Raw genomic sequence first — 22,207 nt, forward strand, 5'->3', positions numbered from 1 at the left:
ATGCAACTCGATATTGTTGTAGGTTTCTTTCTGCTGGGTGCACTGGCACAGTTGGTTCGCAGTGACCTGCGCCTGCCAACTGGCCTCTACCAAAGCTGTGTGATCTTTCTGTTGCTGGCTATCGGCCTCAAGGGTGGTGCGGCACTCAGCACCTATTCTGCCGCTACCCTGGTACCACAATCACTGGCTGTTCTGGCTTTTGGTGCCTTGCTACCTCTGTTGGCTTTCCCGGTCCTTCACTGGATTGGCAAGTGGTCCCGCCTCGATGCCGCAGCCACAGCTGCCCATTATGGTTCCGTCAGTGTCGCGACTTACGCTGTGGCTGTTGCACTTCTCAATTCACGCGGTATTGAATACGAGGCTTACTTCCCTCTGTTTGTCGCTTTGTTGGAAGTTCCTGCAATTGTGGTGGGCATTCTGCTGGCGAGGCAGTCTGCTAAAGACGCTGGCACTGGCAAGCTGTTTCACGAGCTGACCTGTAACCAGGGCGTTCTCTTGCTTCTTGGCGGTATTGTTATTGGTGCCTGGGCTGGAGAGCGTACTGCGTCTGTCATGCCTTTCTTTGGTCAATTATTTCACGGCGTTCTCGCCCTGTTCTTATTGGAGATGGGGCGGGTAGCCGCGGCGCGTCTCCGAGACGTAAAGGGGCAGGGCGCATTCCTGCTCAGCTTCGGCATCTTCATGCCTTTGATGGGTGGCGTTGCGGGGGGAGTTCTCGGCTCCCTGCTCGGTCTGTCTGCCGGAGGCGTCTTCCTGCTAGCGGTGTTGGGCAGCAGTGCTTCCTATATCGCAGTGCCTGCAGCGATGGCCGTAGCTCTGCCCCAGGCTAATGCCAGTGTTTCGATCACCTTGTCTCTGGCAATCACATTTCCTTTTAACGTGCTGGTGGCGATCCCCGTCTATCTGGCCTTCATCCAACACTGGAGTTAACTGCAAGTGAAGTCTCTGCCTTTTGAAAAAGTCACCATCGTAATGGGGTCGCGCTCGGATTGGGCCACCATGTCCAATGCGACCAAGCCTCTTACAGAGCTGGAGGTCCCCTTCGCTACCGCCGTAGTTTCTGCCCACAGAACCCCCCAGCGTTTAGTGGAATTTGCCAGTGAGGCACATAAAAAAGGTACCCAGGTGATTATCGCTGGTGCTGGTGGCTCTGCGCACTTACCGGGCATGATTGCTGCCATGAGCCCGCTGCCGGTGATTGCTGTCCCTGTTGAGAGCCGTTTTATGACTGGTATGGACAGCCTGCTTTCGATTGTACAGATGCCACGGGGTGTTGCCGTTGCCACTCAGGCAGTAGGCGCTTCCGGCGCTTTTAATGCGGGCCTGATGGCAGCACAGATGTTGTCATTGAGCGATGCAGGTCTGCAGCAGCGCCTGATTGCCTGGCGGGAGCAGCAAAGTGAGCAAGTTCCTCTGTCTGTGGAGTAAGGCACTGTGAGTGAGCGCACCAGACATATCGCTATAGTTGGCTGTGGGCAGCTGGCACAGATGATGGCGCAGGAGGGCCAGCCCCTCGGTATCACTTTCAGCTTCCTCGCCGAGGAAGGGGAAAACACCAGCTGTGTCGAAGGGCTTGGAGAGCTGGTCAAGCTTGAAGAGCATGAGAGCGGGGAGGTTTTGTATCAAGCCTTGGGCCGGCCAGAGGTAATTACTGCCGAGCGAGAGCAGGTGGATGTGGCCTTGTTGCGAAAGTTACAGCAGTTTTGCCCGGTTTATCCCGATCCCCATATCTTTGAAAAAGCCCAGCACCGCCTGCGGGAAAAGTTAGCACTGACCGAGAGCGGTCTTCCAGTGGCGTCCTTTGTACCGGCGCTGGGGGCTGATGAATTACGTCGCTCCCTTGGCACCCTGGGCTATCCAGTATTTATTAAAAGCTGTGAAAATGGCTACGATGGGAAAAACCAATGGCGGGTTAAAAACCAGGCGCAACTTGAAGATGCTATCGAAGAAGCTCAGAGCCAAGCTTGCGTGATGGAAGCAGCGGTGGATTTTTCCTGTGAAGTTTCCCTGGTTGGAGTGCGCTCTGTATCCGGGGAAGTAAAAACCTATCCCCTGACTGAAAACCTTCATCGCCAGGGCACTCTTCTGGTTTCCAAGGCGCCGTTTCATGACTTCCAGCTAATGAGTCAGGCCCAATCCTACCTGGATAAACTGATGCGTGACTGGGACTATGTAGGCGCGCTGACCCTGGAATGTTTCGTGACAACTGAGGGATTGATCGTTAACGAAATAGCGCCGCGGGTCCATAACAGTGGCCACTGGACCCTGGTGGGAGCAGAGACCAGTCAATTTGCCAACCACCTGCGCGCCATTCTCGATATGCCGCTGGGGGATACACAGTGCTCCAGCCCAACTGCCATGATTAATATGCTCGGAGTGAATAAATCACCCTCGCAGAAAAATGAAGGCGTATGGCTTTATGGCAAAAGCTTGAGAGAGGGACGCAAGATGGGGCATGTCATCCTTGTCGATGACTGTTCCCATCGACTTTCCCAGCGCAGTGATGCAGTTATCGCTGAACTGTATTCTAAGGGCCACTAATTTAGGGACACCTCGAAAGGACTTTCGGTTAACGGAGGTCCCTTTTCGGATTTTTGAAACGGGGGCGGGCTGATGCTCCCCGCCACATAGGGGTACCAACCCGGTAGGCTGCGCGTGCGATCATATGCACGCCCACCGGCACCGTGAGTAGCAGGAACAGGATTGCAGCCACCGCCCGTGCCGTAACCTGGGTATCATGGAACAGGGTGGCCACTCCGGCCAGTAAAAGACCACAGCACAGGGTAGCAGCCTTACCGGAAGTACTCATGCGAGTGTAAAAATCCGGCATGCGCAGTAATCCCAGGGCGGCACTGAACCCAAAAGTACTTCCTACCAGTATCAATGCTGCAATAAAAACCTCATCGAAAACTACCACCACCGCCCCCTTCGTGAATCACGGTTTTCTTGCCACTTTTTTCGATAAAACGCGCGAAGGCCACACTGACCAGAAATGCCACAAGTGCCAGTGCAATAGCCGCATCCAGGTATACAGGCTGTCCTGAAGCAATTGCCAATAGTGCACAGTATGCGACGGCGAGAATATTTAATACATCCAGGGCAACAACTCTATCGGCTAACGTAGGCCCAAAAAATATTCGCAAAAAGCACATTGCCAGGGCCAAAAGTAACATCAGTGAAGAGATGTTAATCGCCCCTACAATAATGGGGGAGTGTATGTCGGCAATAGTAATTGGCATCAGGAAAAGGCCTCCCGTACCCGCTTTTCGAAACCCTGGTGAATTTCCTCGCGAAAAGCTTCCGGATCATCCACAAACATGGTGTGAACCAAAAGTTCAGAGTGGTCTTTGGTAATTTCCAGCACCATGGTTCCCGGAGTTAGCGAGATTAAATTAGTGAGAATAAAAATTTGGTTGCGATCAGTGATTTTCAGGGGGATACGCACGACCATGGGGCGGCTCTTTAGTTTGGGTGAAAATACCTCATAGGCAGCACGCAGGCTGGACAGTATCAGCTCCTGAATGAAAAAAAAGGCCAAGTGGGCGAAGCGCGGCAGGCGATAAAAATACTTACTTCCCCCGGGTAAACTGGGGGATACCCTCAGTGCCAAGTAACCAATTAAAAAACCAAAACAGAAATTCGTTAGTGTCGCATTACCGGTAAGTGCGGACCAGCTGATGGCCAATAACAGATTGAGTAAAAATACGCGCATACTCAGTGGTTTCCTGTGTACTGGGCGGAACCCTCGCCCAAAACCGCATCCAGATATTTCCGGGGTTCCAGAAGCTCATTTGCGGCCCCTAGGGAGTAATCAATAAAAGGCTCTGGAACCAGCCCCAGCCCTAAGGTAATGAATGCTAATAGGGCAACAGGTAGCAGGCGCTGTAATCTCTCAGTACGTGGTATCTCATACAAATTGCTACAGTAGCTTTTGGGGTGGTCCTTCCAGAAAACCTCTGCCCAGATCTTACTCATGGAATATAGGGTTAGAGCGCCGGTAATTAGCGCAACAGCTGCCACAAGGTAAGCCGCCTGGTCCATGCTGGCTTTTAATAACAATAGTTTGGCCCAAAAACCCGACAGGGGAGGAAAGCCGGCAAGACTGAAAGCGGCAATAAAGAAAAAGGTAGAAAGCAGAGGGCTGGCTTGATAAACACCACCGATTTCGCTCAATTCATAGCTGCCTGTAAGGCGCTGGGCGGTACCGCTGATCAGGAACAGGTTAGTTTTGGCAACAATATTATGCACCATGTAAAACACTGATCCGGCCAGTGCCAAGGGGGAGTTGAGAGCCAGCCCAAGCACCAGGAAACCGATCTGGCTAATGATATGGAAGGCAAGGATTTTGCGAAATTCATATTGGGCGGCAGCGCCCAGTACGCCGGTTAGCATGGTGAGTAATGCTGCCCCCAAAAGGATATTGTGGGTAAAGCCCAGGTCTGTAGGGAAAATCAGGGTAAAGGTTCTTATCAGCGCGTAGACTCCAACTTTCGTAAGCAGCCCGGCAAATACAGCGGTTACTGCCACAGGGGGAGCATGATAAGAAGCTGGCAGCCAGAAAAATAATGGAAAGATAGCTGCTTTGATCCCAAAAGCACTGATAAACAATACCGCCAGGGCAGATACAGCCACCGGATTGTCGACCGTGGCCAGGGATATATGCAGCTGTGCCATATTTAGGGTGCCGGTCAACCCGTAAATCATACCAATGGATGTGAGCATCAGCAGGGTGGACACAAGATTCAGCGCGACATATTTAATACCGCCATCCAGCTGGATACGATCTCCCCCCAAAACCAGCAAGGCAAATGAGGCGATTAGCATCACCTCAAACCAGACATACAAATTAAACAGGTCTCCGGTAATAAAGCTTCCGCAAACGCCTGCCAATAAAAGCTGGAAGAAGCTGTGAAATCCCAGCTTCACCCGTTTTTCATCAATGTCTGAGAGTGAAAATAATGAAACGCAGAGCCCTACAATTGCACTGATTAGCAACATTACTGCACTCAGACGATCAGCTACCAGGGTAATCCCAAAGGGAGCCGCCCAATCCCCCATTTGGGCCGCGCGCGGACCGCCGGTTTCCACCAGTATCATAATGGCGATTGCTATTCCCAGCATCAGCACACAGCCGCAAATAGAAATTGAGCCGCAGAGCAAAGGGCGCCCGCGCGCTGGAAAAGCGGCAAGTGCGGTGAAGATGGGAATCAGGAAGGGCAGGGCGAGTAACCAGCTCAAGGGGATTTTTTCCTCTTGGGCTTCACCGGCTCCGCAATGCGCATGGAGTCCACATCAAGGGTACCCAGCACTTTATAGGCCTGGGCGATTAGTGCCAGGGCAAAGGCCAACAGACCAAAACCGATTACAATGGCAGTCAGGATAAGTGCCTGGGGCAGGGGGTTCGCTACAGGCATAGGCGGTACTTCCAGCCCTTTGGGAACCAGGGCCGGAGCCGCGCGGGTTAATCTACCGGTAATAAATATGGCCAGATTGGCGGCGTTACTGATGAGTATTAACCCGAACAGGTAGTGCAGCAGATCCCTGGCCAGCATCAGATAGACTCCGGTGGCAATCAATATGCCAACCACAAGTGCGAGGGGACCCTCCATATTAACCAGCCTCTTCCAGGGCAAAAATCAGGGTGAGTACAGCGCCGAGTACCGCCAGGTAAACGCCAATATCAAAAATTAGTACATTGCTGATGGAGATACCGCCCGAGTTTTTATCGCCGATAAGTTGAAACCATTGGCCCGAGAAAGGCGCTTCTCCTTTAAAAGCTGCGAGCATACCGGACAGTGCCGAAATCAATACGCCACTCATTGCCAGGTTTCCGGGAGGAACCCGCAGTGCTCGCTGGGCCGCTTCCATACCCCAGGCTATGGCAAAGAGTGCAAATGCCGAAGCGGCAATTAACCCGGCAATAAAACCCCCTCCAGGATAATTGTGGCCGCGCAAAAGCATATATACCGAGAAAACCAGAATGAGCGCCACAAGCACTCGGGTTGCTGTTTGCAATATCAGAGAGTTCATTGTGGCCCCCGCCGTAATTGATGGCCCAGCAGCGTTACTGCCGCTACGGCAGCAGTAAATACCACGATGATTTCTCCGAAGGTATCCAGTGCGCGGAAGTCCACCAGGATGACATTGACAATATTACGACCATGGGCCTCGGGTACTGCGGCCTGCTCAAAGAAGTCGCTGGTGGGACTATCGAAGGGTGTTTGTAATACGGCAAGGATACTCAAAGTCACCAACAGGCCGACCATGCCACCCAAAAGGGCATCTCTAGGGCGAAAGCGGATTTTTCTACCGGGGCTGAATACTGGCAGGCGAGGCAGTATTGCGGCAACCAATACCAAATATAGGGTTTCAACCAGGAGCTGGGTAATAGCTACATCCGGAGCACCAAAGAACAGATAGATTAATGCAACTCCAACACCCAGGGCCCCGAGAGCGCATATTGCAATTAATGGTTTGCGTGCTGTACCCGCCATAAAAGCTCCACCCACGGTAAGTAGAAGGGCGGCCCATTCTTTCAGGTTCAGACGCGGCCAGTTGTATTCCAGTGGGAATTGCCCCGATCGTAACAAGGCATAGGAAAGGAATATCGAAACGGTCACAAAAATGACCGTCAAATAACGCCGCATAACCCCGTTTTGCAATATCCGGGTCTGGAAAGCCGCAAAGGACCTCAACAGCTCCAGGGACTTGTCCCACAGTAGATCGGCACTGGTAGGCGCATGTTTGAAATCCCATGCCAGCCAAGCCCGCAGGTGGCGTAAGCCCAGATACATAGTGACCCCAAGACCAAAGGTCAATATGCTCATTAACAGAGGAATATTAATCCCGTGCCAGAGGCGTAAATCGATACTCTCTGGAATACCCAGTACAGCAGTTAATGCAGGTTCAACAAGTCCCCCACCGACGAGATCCGGGGCAAGACCAAAGGTAAGTCCCAGAAAGCTGAGAATTAGTGGACTTATCCATAAGCCAGGCGATGCCTCGTGGACTTTGGGTAGGTTGTGTGGGTATTTTCCCAGAAAGGGTTTTAAAGCAACCATACCAGCCACGGTAACAGTGACGGCATTGGCGAATACTGCGGCAGTGGATACGAGAGCTGGTTCGGATGCCACAGCCAGCGCTCCCTCATATTTTAATTCTTTACCAATAAAGCCAAGAAATGGTGGGAATCCTGCCATAGAAAGTGCTGAGGCCAGTGCGGTAAAAAAAGTGATAGGCATGACACGTCCGAGCCCACCAAGTTTGATCATATTGCGGGTGCCAGTCTGCTTATCAATGATGCCTACCACCATGAACAGTGCAGCCTTATAAAAAGAGTGCACTATTAAAAAGGTGATAGCGGCTGCAACTGCAGCAGAGGCATCGGAACCAAGGAACATAGTCAAGGTACCGAGTGCGATCATGGTGGTGTAGGCCAGGGCAAGTTTCAGGTCGGTCTGGCGCAGAGCTGCCAATGCAGCCACTGCTGCGGTAGCCGCACCGGTACAGGTCAAAATCCACTCCCAGGTTTCTGTCTGTGCCAGAACTGGATGCAGGCGCGCCAATAGATAAATGCCTGCTTTTACCATAGTTGCAGAGTGTAGGTAGGCGCTGACAGGGGTCGGAGCTGCCATCGCATTGGGAAGCCAAAAATGGAAAGGCAGTTGTGCGGATTTGGCAAAAGATCCGATTAATATCAGTATCAGGATTGGCACATATAGTGAACTTGCGCGTACTGTCTCCCCGGAAGCGAGTACCTGCACCATATCGAAACTGCCTGTGAGTGAACCAAGCAGTATAAAGCCGGCCAGTAAACACAGGCCTCCAAGGGTGGTTACCAATAGGGCCTGTAGCGCTGAGCGGCGTGCAATGGCGCTGGTGTTATTAAAGCCAATCAGCAGGTAACTGGCGATAGTGGTGATTTCCCAAAATACAAATAAAGTCATCAGATCACCGGCAAGCACCAGACCCAGCATTCCGATCATAAATAGGTAGAGATACAGATAAAAACGGCGCAGTTGCATATGTCCGCGTAAATAAGATGCGGCATAAATTGTAATAAACACGCCGATGCCACTGATGAGTAGGGCGAAAAGAAAGCTCAGACCATCAATAAAAAATTGCAGTGATACACCGAGGTCAGATACCCAGGTCACGCCAAAACTAATTTCGCGACCGGCAGATATATCTGACATATAGAACAACAGGATCAGTGTCAAAATAGTGGGGGGCACGGGAGAGAGCAGGGAGATAAGTCTCCCCGGTTCGGCTTGCCTGCTATCGCGACTATCCGTGTCGCCAACTGCACCCATCAATTGATCCCCAATTGCCTCGATCTATTTTAGGAGGGAATCGGCCAGAGAGCAGGTAGGGCGATTACTGCGCCTGATTGAAAAAATATATATTGCCGTTGATGATTACTTCGAACTGCCTTATTTAAAGAGTTGACTTTATTTTACTAAATTTTCATTGATGTGGCAGATCAAACCACAAGGCCGTTATACCATCTATACCGGCCTGTAATTGTATATCCTCTTTAAACAGTCCAAGGCCATCTCCTGCCATCATTTTATGATTGCTATTAAAAGTGGCACTCCCCTCAATCACATGTAAATATCCGGGGCGAATTCGGGTATCCAGAACCACACTTTCTCCACTCTTCAAGTGAAGTCGATACAAACTGGCATCTTGTTGCATGGTTAGTGAATCATCACGTCCATCTGGGGTAACCAGGGGAGTCAGCTTCTTCGTTTGAATAATTGATTTTTGTTCATACCCAGGCTTGATGCCCTGGCGGTTGGGTTGAATCCAAATTTGCAGGAACTTTAATCTCTGTGATGTTGAGTGATTATATTCTGAGTGGGTGATGCCTGTTCCGGCACTCATTCTTTGCACTTCTCCGGCGGGGACCACAAAACGATTCCCTTCGCTGTCGACATGTTCAATAGCGCCTTCCAAGATATAGGAGATAATCTCCATATCCCTGTGGCCGTGAGTATCAAAACCTGCACCGGGACGGACGGTATCATCATTGATTACCCTCAATGCAGAAAATCCCATATGCATGCGATCGTAGTAGTATCCGAAGGAGAAAGAATGCTTGCTTTGGAGCCACCCAAAATTGGCAGTTCCTCGTTCCTGCGCCGGTCTAAAATAGTACATAACAAGATCCAAGTACTTGAATAATGGTTTTATTTATTTTATTCAAGTCTGCACCAGAGAAATATTGGATAGATAAGGATTTGCTGTTCTATTAAAGTGAATTTTCCGAAGTGGGCATATCTAGTGTCAGCAACCGTAATTCCCCTATAAATTCACGCGCAGCGGGGCCCAGGCTGTCTTGATCTCTAAAATTCAAATAAAAACTGGCTGTGCGGGATGCGCCTTTTTCCAGTGAAAGGCGTTTTAACATTCCGTTTTCCAATAGCGGGGCGGCAATTGGCATGGGTAGCCAGGCATACCCCATTCCCTGGCAAATCAGCTCTGTAGATGCACGCAAGCTACTTACTGTCCAGCGCTGTTCAGCGCCAAGCCACCCCGAGTCGACGCTGGTTTGTGTGGCTGAGTCCCGCACAATAATCTGTCGGTAAGATTTTAAATCATCATAGTTTAACTTTCGTTTGAAATGATGCAGAGGATGGTTGATATATGCCACTGCGATAAATTCAATCGTACAGATTTCTTCATTGAGATTGTCGGTCATTGTCATTGGTGATAAACCCAGGTCTACAGCACCTTCCTGTAACAACTCATTAGTGCCAGATAAAATGGTATCGACAATATCAATATTGGTTTGTGGGAATATTCCGGATACTTTTTCGAGAGCCTTAAATACCACTTGCTGGGGGAAGGCACCATCTACAGCGATACGCAGCTCAGATTCCACACCACTGCTAAGAGACTCCGCAATTGCCTCTATACGGGATACTTCATCCAGTAAGTACTTTCCACGGCGCAACATCAGCTGGCCAGCTTCAGTCAATGTAACTCTGCGCCCGGTTACTTCAAAAAGCTTTACACCCAGTGCCGTCTCCAGGTTCCCTACCGCATGGTGAATACTCGATTGGCTTTTATGCACCACTGAAGAGGCCTGGTTGAAACCTCCCGCATCCACCACAGCCTTAAACATACGCCATTGCTCCAGGGTGGTTTTCTGCATGGGTGCCTTCTCCCGTTGATCATTTAACCTGATGCCTATGGCAGGATAAGTTGTCGAAGGGCTACTCTAATGTTCGCTAGAATCGAATGATAGTCAGAATTATAGAAAGATTTGTTCGAAAATTTAGATGGGTGGCGACGACATTGCCCATGATTGAGAAAATGTGGCCGCAGAGCGGCCGAGGTTGGGGTTAGTCCTGAGGTGGGGCCGGGCTTAAAGATTTATCTTACGGGGAACCTGCTGCGGTCGTGGGGGCTACTGTAATCGATAGCGGGCCCCACCGGTACAACCTGGGTGGGGTTAATCGAAGTATGGCTGAAGTAGTAATGGCGCTTGATATGGTGAAAATCTACAGTTTCAGCTACACCGGGCCATTGATACAGCTCGCGCACATAGTTACGGATATTAGGGAAGTCATCCAAGCGCTGACGGTTGCACTTAAAATGCCCATGATAGACTGCATCAAAGCGTATAAGTGTGGTAAACAAACGCCAGTCTGCTTCAGTGATTTGATCACCGGTAAGATAGCGCTGTTGGCTCAGACGTGTTTCCACATGGTCCATTGATTTGAATAATTTGTCGTAGGCTTCCCCATAAGCGGCCTGGGTGGTAGCGAAGCCACAGCGATAAACTCCGTTGTTAATATTCTCGTAGATCTCATGATTAATAACCTCAATTTCATCGCGCTTTTGCCGTGGGAAAAAGTCTGTTTGATCGCCAGTAATCAGATTAAACGCGCTGTTAAACATACGTATGATTTCTGAAGATTCATTGCTGACAATACAGTTCTGCTGTTTGTCCCATAGCACCGGCACAGTTACGCGCCCACTGTAATTGGCTTTGTTGTGGGTGTAGATTTGATACAGGTAATCGAATCTGAATAGGGGGTCGCCACTACTGCCTTCTTCAATATTAAAACTCCAGCCAGAGTTCAACATATCAGGGCTTACTACCGATACGCCGATATGCCCTTCCAGCTTTTTCAGCTTGCGAAAGATCAGTGTGCGGTGGGCCCAAGGGCAAGCAAGTGATACATAGAGGTGATAACGGCCGGGCTCGGCTTTAAAGCCACCAGTTCCACTGGGCCCTGCGCTACCATCAATGGTTATCCAGTTGCGCAGTTGGGCCGCCTCTCGCTCAAAGGCGCCACCAGACTCGCTGGTGTTATACCATTGGTCCTGCCATTTTCCGCTGATTAAAAGTCCCATTTTGTACCTCTTAAAAGCCTGTAAGAGTGAGTGCAGGCCCCGATTTTCTCGGGGTTTCTGCCGTCTGTTTTATGAGGCATTACTGCTTGGCTCCCTGTCTGCGAGCGTCCAGGCTCCATCGTCCAGCACCATTAGCAGCCAGTAACAGGAAGCCCCCGGCCATGGCGATGTTTTTGAAGAACATAATAAATTGCATCTGGTCAGCCAGATTGTTGTGATACAAGGCGGCGGTAATCACACTAAATCCAGCTAGGGCTACTGCAACCAAGCGAATTTGAAAGCCTGCGATCAAGGCAAGGGCGGTACCTACTTCAAACAGTATCACCAGTGGCAGCAGGAATTCAGGCAGGCCGCCGTAGGCCAGGTACTGGGCGCTGCCCTCGTAGTTTTGAATTTTATTAACACCTGCCAGTAAGAAAATCGCAGCCAGGCCTATACGGCCAGCCAAGTCGGTAATAGCAGGAAACATGGAGTTGGTATCTTGAATTGTGCTCAGGGCGGAAGTGGTCATGGTATCGCTCCTCAATCTGTGAGTTCTAAAGTAGTGCCCCAGGGGATGGGCAACCTCTATCGATGGGGAGCAGTTTATCGGGCAGGGACAGGATGAAAATTGCTTAAAACGGGCCGTATGATTCGGGAAAATAGAATGAATGTTGAGTCTATCGGAACGCCGCAACGGGAAGTGCTTGCTCGATCAATTAAAATGAGAGTGGATTACTGAAGAGGCGAGCTACCGCCAGACTGAAAGGAAAGTCCATAACTTATTTCTTTAATGCCCAGACTGGCATAAAAAAGAAACCGTTAAAATCACTCTTTCAGATTCCCGGCACTCCAAATCAGAAGTGGTAACCGATACCGACCGAGAAAACAAACGGATCTATGTCCACATCGACATTGATACGGGAGTAAGTTTCCGCACCTGTATAGAAGCGGATATTTGCATCGGTATCAATATCCAGGTACCAAATAGCGGCATTAAACAGCCAACGGCTATCCTGGCCAAAGGCGATATCTATTCCAACTTCCCCAGCCAGGCCCCAAGAATCATCCAGCTTGAGTCTTGCTCGTGATTCTGCACCGAGTACAGCTTCAAAGTAATTCTGAGCCGCACGATTGATATGCTCACTTAAAAAGTGGGTGTAATTTACTCCGACACCAATGTAAGGCTGCACCCAGGATTCTGTGCATACTGGGTACCATTGCAAGGTGAGGGTAGGAGGCAGATGTTTAATGTCCCCGAGGCGCACCCGTCCGAGAGGTTCGCCAGTCACCGGGTCGGGCAGGCCGCGCACGTCGAGATCATGTTTAAATGGTAATGCTGCCAAAAGCCCCAATCCCCAGTGGTCTGCGAATAACCATGTGCCCGTAACGCTCACGGAGTAACCGGTATCCACGTAAACCCGTGTATCAGGCAGTATGGTGCCATTTAGGCGCAGATTGTCGGAATCGTCATTGGGATCAACTGCGGCGGCGCCAACACGAACAATAAAGTCTCCTTTTTTATACTCTGCCAAAGCTTGGCTACTAATGAGTAAGGCGGCAAAAAGCGTTATTGCCAACTGAAGCCGTTTCATTTCTTGCTTCCCTGCGCATTTTATCGAAATGGAGTTACGCATTCAGTGTAGTTGGCCGGCAAATGGGCGGTTTGGGTAAGGCGTTCTTTGATGTGATAAGACGTCTACAGCAGCAATATATAGAGGGTGATCTGTGCCAAACCTTTGTAAGTATTGCTTCAAAAGATAGAGCACATGGAGTTCTTGTATAACCCCACACAAATCATAACTAATTTAACAACTGTAAATAGTAATGGGCCTAAAAAGGCCCATTACATTTTTGAGATAAGCTGATCAGTATTTTTGGTGTTTTCATTTTCTGGGGGTCAGAAATTTCTGATACTGGAATGCAGCCCCCAGCATGCACAGTCCCACCAGCATACAGACCACAATCTTTTGTATCAGGGAAAAGTCCTGCATATCCCACAGCACAATTTTTAGTGCGGCAATGCCGAACAACATGAGTGAGAGCTTCAGTAACTTTTGGGTATCAGGTCTTAGAGTCTGGAACAGTAGCAGTGTTGCATGCACCACCAAGGCAAATGATATGGCTGGCAGCCACATGGTTTCCAGCACTTGCGCCAGCAGCGCAATATAAGCTGGGATGGCTGTAAGGTGCAGCACCCACAGGTTAAACAGCCTGCGGCCGGGCCATACGGCTCTATTGGCGAAAAAGCGCTGATAAACCAACAGTGAAGCGATTCCCAGGGCCACCAGGTTATACACTCCCAACATTGGCGCCTTAGCGGAATTGGCAATGACCGCTGCAACTTGCAACAAGGTAATAAACTCAAACAGGCGCAGACTCAGCATATAAAGGGGGGTCAACTGGTTGCGCAGCGGCGCTAGTTGGGGTTTAAAAATATACAGACCGGCGAAGTACAGCTGGCATAGTAAAAGTGCCAGTGCAAAGTCACGGCTTAGCGCATAGCTAATAATAAGTAGCGTTGCCGCGAGATAGTAAAAGGCCAATGGAAAGAGTGGCTTAAGTGCCCGATGCAGGGCCAACCGCCAATCCTGGCCGGCTGGCTTCCGCCGCAATCCCTGGCCGATCCACAACAGTGCCGCCATTGATACCAGCCCCAACAGCAACCCACTCAAGGCAAACCCTTGCCAGTTGGCGAACTCCTGCAGAGCACAACTGATTATTGCTACAAAGCTTGCGCCTGCGATCAATATGCGCAGTTCCTGTTTTAATACCTCCAGTTTCAGGTGTGTATAAAGTGCCAGGGCGATAGCGCCAGACAGCCAAACGGCGATGGGGAAGTAGTCGTTGGCCTTATAAAGTACTGTTGGTAGGAAAAATATTGGCACCAGAGCGTAAAACAGCTTGCGCAAATTGAGTGCCAGAGAGAAGCCAGTGGATTGCATATCCAGGTGTTTATACAGAGCTGCAATCATCCACAAGCTAAGGAAGGCCTCTACACTAGCGATCTTTCCGTAAGGTATTTGATCGTAGAAATGCAAGTTACCCACAATCGATGCACTCGCGAGTAGTGGGATAAACAGCAGTAAGTAATGGCTGAGTCCAAACCATTCACTAAATGCTGAACCAGTGCGCTTGCCGTGCCAGATTAAAAAGCCCATCGGTAGCAAGGCAAGCAGCCACATACCCTGGGGCCAGAGGATGCCAACAGATAGCAGAAAGCTTGCGGATAAAAACACCACAAAAGCGTTATCTGCGAAAGAGGTTAAATGGTGCTCTCTAGGAGTAATCCGATCTGCGCAGTGCTGCAACAGCCGGGTTAATGCGAAGGCAGCCGCACAGAGCGCCAACCAGTTACCCCAACCAGCATCTGCGCTTAATGACAGCAATATTGGTGCGGGAACAACTCCGCCAGCTACCCAGGTCAGAGCTTGCCACAGCATGGTAACGCCAGCTGCAGATAGGGCGATGTAACCCTCGCTTCTTACACTGATGAAACCAAAACGGGCACCGAGAAAAATCAGCAACAATCCCTCTAGACACCAGACAATCCCCAATAAAGCGGGACTGCACAACGCAAGGATTGCCAAGCCTGCCAGTAATCCACCGTGTAGTAGAGCCATATTCTGTACAACACGGGCGGAAATACTGATGGCGTTGTAGCCAAACAGCCAGCGTGAATAAATGGCCAGAGCCATCCAGGGTAGAAGGTTCAGCAGCCACACAATGCCCAGTGCGTTACTGTTGGGTGCGAGCGACCAGCTGATGTGGATAAACAGCACCAGGTTTGCGGCAATAATAATCAGGCGTCTTCGCTCCAGCCCTTTGGACTCTATCAATTCAGCACTTAGTCCTCGCAGAGCGTAGTGGGCAAAGCCATAAAAGAAGCCGTGCAGTATTAGTAATGGCCCCCAGGTAGATGTAGCCTCATCCAGATTTGAGACGGAAAACTCCAGCATGCCTGCGCTCAGTACCATAGTGACGATCGCAAGCTGTGGCCAGCGTATCTGCCTGGATAAATGCAGCATCGCTAGGGCGAGTGCCAATAAATAGCTGAGGTAAACAAGTGCGGAAGGATCAAAATGATTCGCCACCAAAGGCATGGTGGCACTGCCCAGCAGGGTCACCATAGACACCACTCGTGTCTCAAATAATAGGGCCAGTAAGTAAGAGAGCCCTGTTGTCGCCACCAACAGGCCGACTCCAACAGGAACAGGCAGCAACTGATAGTAAGGCCCGGCAAAGTACCCACACAGGTAGAGAAGAATCACTCCGAGCGCTATTAATCCAGAGCCGTAGTCCGCCATATGGGGCATACGCCGGCTAAAAGTCACACCGCCAAAAGTGGTTGCCGCCGCAACCAGAAAGCCCAAGATCACCTTACCGGCCGGGCCCAAATAGTTGTTGAAAGAGAACTGCAGCAAGTATGCGAAGCCAAATACCAGTGCCAGTATGCCGGCAGCGGTCATAAAGAATACCGGGGCTTTACCCTGGCGCTGGTAATGGCGATAAAAGTTTGCAAGGGGCTCCCACACGCGATTGAGCGGTTCTAGGGTTGGTGCCAATAGGCTGGCCAGGCCTTCTTGTAACCATGGAGTGGCTACTGATGGTTTACCGGCTCTCTCAGGCGTTGATTTGGATTCAGAAGATTTCGGGGTAGGAGTTGCCGTTGCTGAAGGTATGGTTGCTGAATGAGCTTGCTGAATGGTTTGGCGGGGCTTGGAGGGTGTGCCCATAAGCAGGGCCAGTTCGTCTTCTAACTCAGCAGTACTTTCTACCAAGGCTTCTTTGGTTTCTGTATCGTCCCGCCTGAGCTGTGCCTCAAGGGCGGAGAGCCGTCGTTCGAAGGTCTCCAGCCGGCGTTGATTGTCCCGCTCCAGCAGGGCGAGTTCGGCTCGAAGTGAAAGTAATTCACCTTCCATAATTACCCCATTTTTATATGGTTGCTGGGTATTATTGACTTATTATTCAAAGCAATGCTTAGGTTGGGCTGTCCAAGATAAATGGATAAGGAGCACTGTCACTCCTCTTGCTATTTTTTCTGACGATTGAGTGTTTTCAGCCTCTAATCTGACTGCTTCAGGATACCGTGCCAGTTCTTTCAAAAGCCAGCTTTGAGATTTTTACTTAGGCTGGTTTTCATACTGGATACGGTAAGGTTTGCAGCCGAAGGTATTTTTACCGGCATTGAGTTCAATAAAGTTTTTTGCATCATCAATTTTTCTAGAAAAATAATTATACTTTTTTCTGCTGGCTGTAAAAATTGTATTCGTTTAACCCTGGAAAAGTGGGGATCTTGTCAGGAGGTCTACTGACCAAACTCAGCGTCCGGATAGCTATGCAAATGGTTGTTAAATCTTTATCCGGGTTAATTTCGTAGGATCTTATGTAGATTCTGTTTGAAGTCAATCGATTAATAGTATTGCCTTGTTTGAATTGTGCTCGATCTGTCTGCTTATCAACCAAAATTGGCCGGCTATCAGCTTTTAGCGTAATAATGATGGCAGTAGTACCAGTTAGATCATTAATCGAACTATCTTCTTCAGGCGAAAAGTTATCTAAGAGCAAATAACAGGCCGGCCCTTTTCTCTGCCTCTTTTTACTGGGAGGCGTAAAAATTACTGGCTTTCAGTCTATTTTTTGCATCTATACAGCATCCGGTGTCTGCTATAACGAGACTCACTGTGGCTAAAAAGTCTGGTCTCCCTGATGCGCCATATAGATACTGGAACTATTGCAATAAGGCATTGCCGCCTGCGGCGACTTGAAAATTTTATTGATGTCGCTTACGCGCTCTTATTTGTCAACTTCGTTTTATATCTTCCTTCGGGAGAAGATATGGCTTGGATAAAGCTTGAATTTGGCCTTCTGAGTCTTTTAGTGGAGAATTCCCAAGAGATTTTCCGCCTATTTATTGCCGTAGGACTAACGCTCGTACAGTGGAATCTGACGCATAAATTACTTGGGCCCGTTGAGCAGTCCAATAATATCCATACTTCGCTGGTGTTATTGCAGCAGGTGGTCGTATGTTTTTATCTCTATTTTGCGATCAATGACCCTAAATTAGTGAGCATCTCGTCCACCGTTGGCCAGAGTGTATGCCTTGCGCTATCGGGATTTATTGGGCTCGCAGGCTGGCAGTATGCCCGCAAGATGGGCTTCGCTAACACATCCCTTACCAGCAATGAAAAAGATAACGTCTTCAAAAGCGCAACGACTGAACCCTTCGTCGCAGTACTTACTATTGGACTTGCATTCATCAGCCCTGTGGTTTGGTCTTTGGGTTGGCTGGTGATTCCGCTGATATTAATGGTGATACATAAAAAGATTGGCCGGAAATAAAAATCCGCTAATTTAGTATTCTATGTTCATCCTTCAATAAATTAGGTTAACTTTTGAGACCTACAGATTCCCCATTCCCAACGATTAATTGGCCAGAATCCTCAGAGTTCCAATGTGCATGCTTTCCTAGAGAGTAGGAGGATCTGCTTAGCCTGTTTTTGAGGCCTTTGAAATGTACTTGGCATTCCTGGCTTAGCATGACGAAATCTTTGCATTTTTCTACTTTATAGCCAGGGGCAGATAATCAGCTTTTAAGACGAATCTGGGGCTTTGAGTCATTTCTTGAGCGATTGGATTAGCTGCACATTTTCACGTCTTACCCCCTGGATTTCTCTTTTATCCGGGGTTCAGGCTTTCCTTTGAATCCTGAGCTGGCTTGGCTTTTGGAGTGTGTTGTATCCAAACCATGGTAAATGTGGACGGCTCTACAGTAAGTATCTGTTAAGAAATTCCTCATTATGGACTGTAATAATTTGCGGCCTACGCCGACTAAGGTTGCAATGCACCCAATTTTACCTTTCCGCTGGGGTGTGCATTTTTATACCGAGGATATGATTAGCATGAAAGTTCTTCACTTATTTCTACGCTCTTTGCTTGTAACTTCCTTCCTTCTTAGCGTGCCCTTCGCATCAGCCGGAGAGCCCTTCTCCGAAGAGCGCTTCAAAGAGCTGCAAGCTGCGAAGCAACCCGTATTGATTGATGTACGGGCAGACTGGTGCCCTACCTGCAAGAAGCAGGGCATAATTCTTGCGCAGTTCCAGGAAGATAACCCCCAGTGCGGCCTCACAATCCTTAATGTGAATTTCGACAAGCAAAAAGAGTGGGTAAAGCATTTCCGTGCGCCCAGGCAGTCAACTCTGCTGCTCTATCGTGGGGACAAGCAGGTATGGTTCAGTGTTGCTGAAACACGCGCTGATGTTATTCGCCAGAATATCTTTAACTCAGTTAAGGCCTGCGGCGAAAATGCTTGAAGTCAGCGCCATCCCCCTGGCCTTGATTGCGGGCACACTTAGTATTCTCTCCCCCTGTGTTTGGCCGCTGGTGCCAATGGTGGTTGGCGCCTCCAGCAGTGCTGGGCGCTGGGGGCCTTATGCGCTCGCCGTAGGGCTCAGCTTGTCATTTGCCCTGGCTGGAACTGTGCTCAGTTTCCTGTTGGTCTCTTTAGGGCTGGACCCAGAGCTATTTCGTTATATTGCTGCAATCCTGCTTGTGGCCGTTGCCCTTATTCTGCTGATCAAACCCCTTTCCGACTGGGTGACCCTGCGTTTGGCGAAAGTTACCGCTGGGGCGAGTATTACTGGTGATGGCGCCTGGGCCGGACAGTTTGGTATCGGCTTTCTCACAGGAATTATCTGGTTGCCCTGCGTAGGTCCCACGCTAGGTGCAGCAATCGCGCTTGCTTCCATGGGCCAGCAACTAGGCCAATCATTTATGGTGATGTTTTCTTTTGGGCTTGGTACCGGCGCTGCGCTACTGGTGGCAGGCGGGCTATCACGGAAAATTTATAGCCGCTTATCACCATCAGTTGGCGCTTTTGCTGTTGGTGGCAAAGTAGCACTTGGTGCCATACTTTTGTTGCTTGGGATTATGGTGTTGAGTGGCTTTGATAAAGTCCTGGAAACCTGGGCTTTGAACTGGATGCCCGAGTGGACTTTTAGTTTTTAATAATCATCTCGAAGTAAATCACTATTTAGTCGAGGTGTCCAAAGCGATTAATAGTTATTTTAGTGTCTGGAAAAACACTGAAAATTAACTCAGGAATCCAAGAAGTTTTACGAGTAAGTTTAAAGCCCCAGTAACCTTCAATTACTGGGGCTTTTTTTTATGTCCTGTTAAGGAACTGTTAAAAATTATGGCTGGTAAGAAGGGTAATCGGTATAGCCTTCATCGGTACCGCCATACATGGTTTCAGGGTCAACCTTATTAAGAGGCCAATCATTGCGAATACGTGTGGGAAGGTCCGGATTGGCAATGAAAGGGCGGCCAAAACCAAAGATATCTCCGTTACCCGCCTGCAGCACCCGCAAAGCCTTCTCTGGGGAATACTTGCCGGCATACATGATGCGCCCGCCAAAGATATCTCGTACTTCCTGGTAGAAATTCTCAGGTAAATCCGGTGCATTATCCCAATCCGCTTCTGCTAAAGATAGGTAAGCAATTCCCGCCTCGTTCAATAGTTTGATTGCTTCGATATAAGTTGTGTGTGGGTCACTCTCCACCAAGCCAAGATAAACACGGTCCTCATCGGTACTTTCAAACAGCGGAGCAAATCGAACGCCGAGTCGATCATTACCTACCTCTGCTGATACCGCTGCAACAATCTCTTTGAGGAAACGCAGTCGGCTCTCCAGGCTACCGCCATACTCGTCATCGCGTTGATTGGTATGCTCAGAAATAAACTGGTTTACAAGATATCCATTGGCACAATGCAGCTCAACACCGTCGAAGCCTGCTTCCAAAGCATTGCGTGCTGCCTGGGCATAGAGCTGCACCAGTTCTTTAACTTCTTCTGTTGTCAGTGCACGAGGTTCACTGGGATCAGCCAAAGCACCTTGCCCTGGCCCTGTCTCAATAAATACCTTTACTGCATCTGCACGAATTGCAGACGGCGCAACAGGAGCCGTTCGACCCGGTTGTAGTGATGTGTGGGATACACGCCCCACATGCCAAAGCTGGGCAAAAATAATACCGCCTTGATCGTGTACGGCTTTGGTCACTTTTTTCCAGCCTTCGATCTGTTCCTGTGAATAAATTCCGGGGGTCCAGGCGTAGCCCTGCCCCCTGGGTTCGATTTGCGTGCCCTCGGTGACCATAAAGCCCGCACCGGCACGCTGAGCGTAGTAGTTGGCCATTAAGTCATTAGCGATGTTACCGGGCTGTGAACTACGCGAGCGGGTAAGCGGTGGCAGAACAATACGGTTTTTCAGGGTGTAAGGGCCCAGGTTGATTTCACTGAACAGTGCTTCGTTTTTCATAACTACTTTCCTGCTAAAAGCTTATTGCAGTGAGGCTTAAAAAAGACCGTAGGGCTTTTCATTAAGACTGATAAAGATATTCTTCTTCTGCGTGTAGGCATCAATCATCGATTTATGGGTTTCACGCCCAATACCTGATTTCTTGTAACCGCCGAACGGTGCATGGGCAGGGAGTTCGTGATAGGTATTCACCCACATGCGGCCTGTTTCCACGGCTCGTGCAACGCGCAGTGCACGGTTTATATCCTGAGTCCAAACAGCACCTGCCAAGCCATAATCGGATTGGTTGGCCATCGCTATAACTTCCTCCTCAGAGGAGAATGGAATCACTACCACCACAGGGCCAAAGATTTCTTCTTGTGCGACTTTCATTGCGTTGTCGGCATGGGTAATAATTGTCGGCTCAATGTAAAAACCCTGTTCCATTCCGGGTTTTTGCAGCCGCTTACCGCCGGTAAGGATCTTTGCACCTTCTTCTTTGGCAATATCTATGTAACCAAGAATACGGTTCATTTGCGTTTCACTGATCTGGCTGCCCATCTGTGTGTTGGGATCCATCGGGTCGCCGACATTTACAGATTCAAACTTGGCTTTTAGTTCCGAAGTAAAACGCTCAACAATATCTTCGTGCACAAAAAGGCGGGCACCAGATTCACAGACTTGTCCCTGGTTCAGCAGGATAGACAGGGCTCCGCCCTCCAGGGCTTTTTCCCAGTTTGTGTCTGGGAATACGATATTGGCCGACTTGCCACCCAGCTCCAATGTAGCTGGTACCAATTTATCAGCCGCAGCTTTGGCCACGTTATATCCGATGCCAGTAGACCCGGTGAAGGCCAGCTTCGCGACTTTAGGGTGATCCAGTAAAGCCTGGCCCGCTTCTGGGCCTACGCCGGTGACAACGTTCACCACACCATCTGGTAATACTTCTTTGAAAATCTTGGTCAGCTCCAGCAGGCTGGATGAAGTCATCTCGGATGGCTTAATCACTACGGTGTTACCGGTTGCGATAGCGGGTGCAATCTTCCAGGCTGCCATCAGCAGAGGGTAGTTCCATGGGATTACCTGACCGACTACACCCATTGGCTCGCTGAATACCAAGCTCATGGTTTGATCATCAATCATCACCGCTTCGTCGCTGTGAGAGCGGATAACCCCTGCAAAGTAGCGAAAGTGGTCTATGGCCAGTGGGATATCAATATTTGAAGTTTCGCGAATTGGCTTGCCGGTTTCCAATGCCTCAAGGTGGGCGAAGAATGCTTTCTTTTCTGAAAGCCTGTCTGCAATTTTGAGCAGTGCATCCTGTCGTTCAATAGCGGAAGTAAGTTTCCAGGTGGGGAACGCCTTTTCTGCCGCAATGACAGCAGCATCGACATCACTTGAATCGGCCAACGGTATGCGAGTCAGTAATTCGCCTGTAGCAGGATTGAGGCTGTCCATCGTACGCCCCGAGTTGCTATTAACCCATTCACCACCAATAAATAATTTATAAGATTTCTGAGGAGCAAAGCGCTTAGTGGGTCGGCTCATATCTATCTCCAGATAAT

General features: G+C 49.5%; 21 protein-coding genes. 6 read left to right on the forward strand and 15 right to left on the reverse strand.

The window, feature by feature from the left end; translation table 11 throughout:
- The 3 genes from ABWV76_RS07660 to ABWV76_RS07670 are packed head-to-tail and all read left to right on the forward strand — an operon-like array spanning nt 1 to nt 2,541.
- Entirely contained in the window at nt 1-930 is a 930-nt protein-coding gene (locus ABWV76_RS07660; protein WP_020414571.1) for a sodium-dependent bicarbonate transport family permease, read from the forward strand.
- Between the two features lie 6 nt (nt 931-936).
- Nucleotides 937-1,428, forward strand: a complete 492-nt coding sequence (purE, locus tag ABWV76_RS07665; protein ID WP_020414572.1) for a 5-(carboxyamino)imidazole ribonucleotide mutase — start codon at nt 937-939, stop codon at nt 1,426-1,428.
- Between the two features lie 6 nt (nt 1,429-1,434).
- Nucleotides 1,435-2,541 carry a 5-(carboxyamino)imidazole ribonucleotide synthase gene (locus ABWV76_RS07670; protein WP_353375677.1) on the forward strand — a complete coding sequence of 369 codons (1,107 nt, stop codon included), beginning with the start codon at nt 1,435-1,437 and terminating at the stop codon, nt 2,539-2,541.
- Between the two features lie 28 nt (nt 2,542-2,569).
- On the opposite strand, the gene mnhG is transcribed toward ABWV76_RS07670, so the two are convergent.
- From mnhG to ABWV76_RS07735, 13 genes are all read right to left on the reverse strand, one after another.
- Complete coding sequence (mnhG, locus tag ABWV76_RS07675) at nt 2,570-2,917, reverse strand: monovalent cation/H(+) antiporter subunit G (protein WP_282952449.1); 348 nt, start codon at nt 2,915-2,917, stop codon at nt 2,570-2,572.
- Nucleotides 2,901-3,239 (reverse strand): cation:proton antiporter, encoded by a 339-nt coding sequence (locus ABWV76_RS07680; protein WP_020414575.1) that lies wholly within the window; start codon nt 3,237-3,239, stop codon nt 2,901-2,903. The genes mnhG and ABWV76_RS07680 overlap by 17 nt, the downstream gene beginning before the upstream one ends.
- Entirely contained in the window at nt 3,239-3,712 is a 474-nt protein-coding gene (locus ABWV76_RS07685) for a Na+/H+ antiporter subunit E (protein ID WP_020414576.1), read from the reverse strand. The genes ABWV76_RS07680 and ABWV76_RS07685 overlap by 1 nt, the downstream gene beginning before the upstream one ends.
- A gap of 2 nt (nt 3,713-3,714) precedes the next feature.
- Entirely contained in the window at nt 3,715-5,238 is a 1,524-nt protein-coding gene (locus tag ABWV76_RS07690; RefSeq protein ID WP_353375678.1) for a Na+/H+ antiporter subunit D, read from the reverse strand.
- Nucleotides 5,235-5,609 (reverse strand): Na+/H+ antiporter subunit C, encoded by a 375-nt coding sequence (locus tag ABWV76_RS07695; RefSeq protein ID WP_020414578.1) that lies wholly within the window; start codon nt 5,607-5,609, stop codon nt 5,235-5,237. The genes ABWV76_RS07690 and ABWV76_RS07695 overlap by 4 nt, the downstream gene beginning before the upstream one ends.
- 1 nt (nt 5,610) lies before the next feature.
- On the reverse strand, nt 5,611-6,030 hold the full coding sequence (locus ABWV76_RS07700; protein WP_020414579.1) for a Na+/H+ antiporter subunit B: 420 nt from the start codon (nt 6,028-6,030) through the stop codon (nt 5,611-5,613).
- Nucleotides 6,027-8,312, reverse strand: coding sequence for a hydrogen gas-evolving membrane-bound hydrogenase subunit E (gene mbhE / locus ABWV76_RS07705; protein ID WP_353375679.1), 2,286 nt, complete (start codon nt 8,310-8,312; stop codon nt 6,027-6,029). Before mbhE ends, ABWV76_RS07700 begins: the two co-directional genes overlap by 4 nt.
- Before the next feature lie 154 nt (nt 8,313-8,466).
- Complete coding sequence (locus tag ABWV76_RS07710; RefSeq protein WP_353375680.1) at nt 8,467-9,162, reverse strand: pirin family protein; 696 nt, start codon at nt 9,160-9,162, stop codon at nt 8,467-8,469.
- A 91-nt stretch (nt 9,163-9,253) separates the two neighbouring features.
- A complete protein-coding gene (locus tag ABWV76_RS07715) occupies nt 9,254-10,159 on the reverse strand; it encodes a LysR family transcriptional regulator (RefSeq protein WP_353375681.1) in 906 nt (301 codons plus the stop codon).
- A gap of 221 nt (nt 10,160-10,380) precedes the next feature.
- Complete coding sequence (locus ABWV76_RS07720) at nt 10,381-11,367, reverse strand: glutathione S-transferase family protein (protein WP_353375682.1); 987 nt, start codon at nt 11,365-11,367, stop codon at nt 10,381-10,383.
- A gap of 79 nt (nt 11,368-11,446) precedes the next feature.
- Nucleotides 11,447-11,878, reverse strand: coding sequence for a DoxX family protein (locus ABWV76_RS07725; RefSeq protein WP_353375683.1), 432 nt, complete (start codon nt 11,876-11,878; stop codon nt 11,447-11,449).
- Between the two features lie 325 nt (nt 11,879-12,203).
- Nucleotides 12,204-12,941, reverse strand: coding sequence for an OmpW/AlkL family protein (locus ABWV76_RS07730; RefSeq protein ID WP_020414585.1), 738 nt, complete (start codon nt 12,939-12,941; stop codon nt 12,204-12,206).
- A gap of 291 nt (nt 12,942-13,232) precedes the next feature.
- Entirely contained in the window at nt 13,233-16,268 is a 3,036-nt protein-coding gene (locus ABWV76_RS07735) for a DUF2339 domain-containing protein (protein WP_353375684.1), read from the reverse strand.
- 787 nt (nt 16,269-17,055) lie between these two features.
- Between ABWV76_RS07735 and ABWV76_RS07740 the strand changes: the two genes are divergently transcribed.
- The 3 genes from ABWV76_RS07740 (at nt 17,056) to ABWV76_RS07750 (ending at nt 19,353) form a co-directional block, all read left to right on the forward strand.
- Complete coding sequence (locus tag ABWV76_RS07740) at nt 17,056-17,688, forward strand: hypothetical protein (protein WP_353375685.1); 633 nt, start codon at nt 17,056-17,058, stop codon at nt 17,686-17,688.
- 560 nt (nt 17,689-18,248) lie between these two features.
- On the forward strand, nt 18,249-18,659 hold the full coding sequence (locus ABWV76_RS07745; RefSeq protein WP_353375686.1) for a thioredoxin domain-containing protein: 411 nt from the start codon (nt 18,249-18,251) through the stop codon (nt 18,657-18,659).
- Nucleotides 18,652-19,353: a cytochrome c biogenesis CcdA family protein gene (locus tag ABWV76_RS07750; protein ID WP_020414590.1), complete on the forward strand. Its 702-nt coding sequence runs from the start codon at nt 18,652-18,654 to the stop codon at nt 19,351-19,353. The genes ABWV76_RS07745 and ABWV76_RS07750 overlap by 8 nt, the downstream gene beginning before the upstream one ends.
- 185 nt (nt 19,354-19,538) lie before the next feature.
- Here ABWV76_RS07750 and ABWV76_RS07755 read toward each other — a convergent pair whose 3' ends face one another.
- Complete coding sequence (locus ABWV76_RS07755) at nt 19,539-20,663, reverse strand: alkene reductase (RefSeq protein WP_353375687.1); 1,125 nt, start codon at nt 20,661-20,663, stop codon at nt 19,539-19,541.
- A 36-nt stretch (nt 20,664-20,699) separates the two neighbouring features.
- Complete coding sequence (locus tag ABWV76_RS07760; RefSeq protein WP_353375688.1) at nt 20,700-22,190, reverse strand: aldehyde dehydrogenase family protein; 1,491 nt, start codon at nt 22,188-22,190, stop codon at nt 20,700-20,702.
- Nucleotides 22,191-22,207 lie beyond the last annotated feature (17 nt).

Source organism: Microbulbifer sp. NBRC 101763 (assembly GCF_040371615.1).
Lineage (GTDB): Bacteria > Pseudomonadota > Gammaproteobacteria > Pseudomonadales > Cellvibrionaceae > Microbulbifer > Microbulbifer variabilis.

Excerpts from the sequence above, each read along its gene's own strand:
- ABWV76_RS07660 (WP_020414571.1), top strand. The coding sequence starts at position 1 with ATGCAACTCGATATTGTTGTAGGTTTCTTTCTGCTGGGTGCACTGGCA.
- ABWV76_RS07680 (WP_020414575.1), bottom strand. The coding sequence starts at position 3,239 with ATGCCAATTACTATTGCCGACATACACTCCCCCATTATTGTAGGGGCG.
- ABWV76_RS07685 (WP_020414576.1), bottom strand. The coding sequence starts at position 3,712 with ATGCGCGTATTTTTACTCAATCTGTTATTGGCCATCAGCTGGTCCGCA.
- ABWV76_RS07695 (WP_020414578.1), bottom strand. The coding sequence starts at position 5,609 with ATGGAGGGTCCCCTCGCACTTGTGGTTGGCATATTGATTGCCACCGGA.
- ABWV76_RS07700 (WP_020414579.1), bottom strand. The coding sequence starts at position 6,030 with ATGAACTCTCTGATATTGCAAACAGCAACCCGAGTGCTTGTGGCGCTC.
- mbhE (WP_353375679.1), bottom strand. The coding sequence starts at position 8,312 with ATGGGTGCAGTTGGCGACACGGATAGTCGCGATAGCAGGCAAGCCGAA.
- ABWV76_RS07710 (WP_353375680.1), bottom strand. The coding sequence starts at position 9,162 with ATGTACTATTTTAGACCGGCGCAGGAACGAGGAACTGCCAATTTTGGG.
- ABWV76_RS07715 (WP_353375681.1), bottom strand. The coding sequence starts at position 10,159 with ATGCAGAAAACCACCCTGGAGCAATGGCGTATGTTTAAGGCTGTGGTG.
- ABWV76_RS07720 (WP_353375682.1), bottom strand. The coding sequence starts at position 11,367 with ATGGGACTTTTAATCAGCGGAAAATGGCAGGACCAATGGTATAACACC.
- ABWV76_RS07725 (WP_353375683.1), bottom strand. The coding sequence starts at position 11,878 with ATGACCACTTCCGCCCTGAGCACAATTCAAGATACCAACTCCATGTTT.
- ABWV76_RS07730 (WP_020414585.1), bottom strand. The coding sequence starts at position 12,941 with ATGAAACGGCTTCAGTTGGCAATAACGCTTTTTGCCGCCTTACTCATT.
- ABWV76_RS07735 (WP_353375684.1), bottom strand. The coding sequence starts at position 16,268 with ATGGAAGGTGAATTACTTTCACTTCGAGCCGAACTCGCCCTGCTGGAG.
- ABWV76_RS07740 (WP_353375685.1), top strand. The coding sequence starts at position 17,056 with ATGCGCCATATAGATACTGGAACTATTGCAATAAGGCATTGCCGCCTG.
- ABWV76_RS07745 (WP_353375686.1), top strand. The coding sequence starts at position 18,249 with ATGAAAGTTCTTCACTTATTTCTACGCTCTTTGCTTGTAACTTCCTTC.
- ABWV76_RS07750 (WP_020414590.1), top strand. The coding sequence starts at position 18,652 with ATGCTTGAAGTCAGCGCCATCCCCCTGGCCTTGATTGCGGGCACACTT.
- ABWV76_RS07755 (WP_353375687.1), bottom strand. The coding sequence starts at position 20,663 with ATGAAAAACGAAGCACTGTTCAGTGAAATCAACCTGGGCCCTTACACC.
- ABWV76_RS07760 (WP_353375688.1), bottom strand. The coding sequence starts at position 22,190 with ATGAGCCGACCCACTAAGCGCTTTGCTCCTCAGAAATCTTATAAATTA.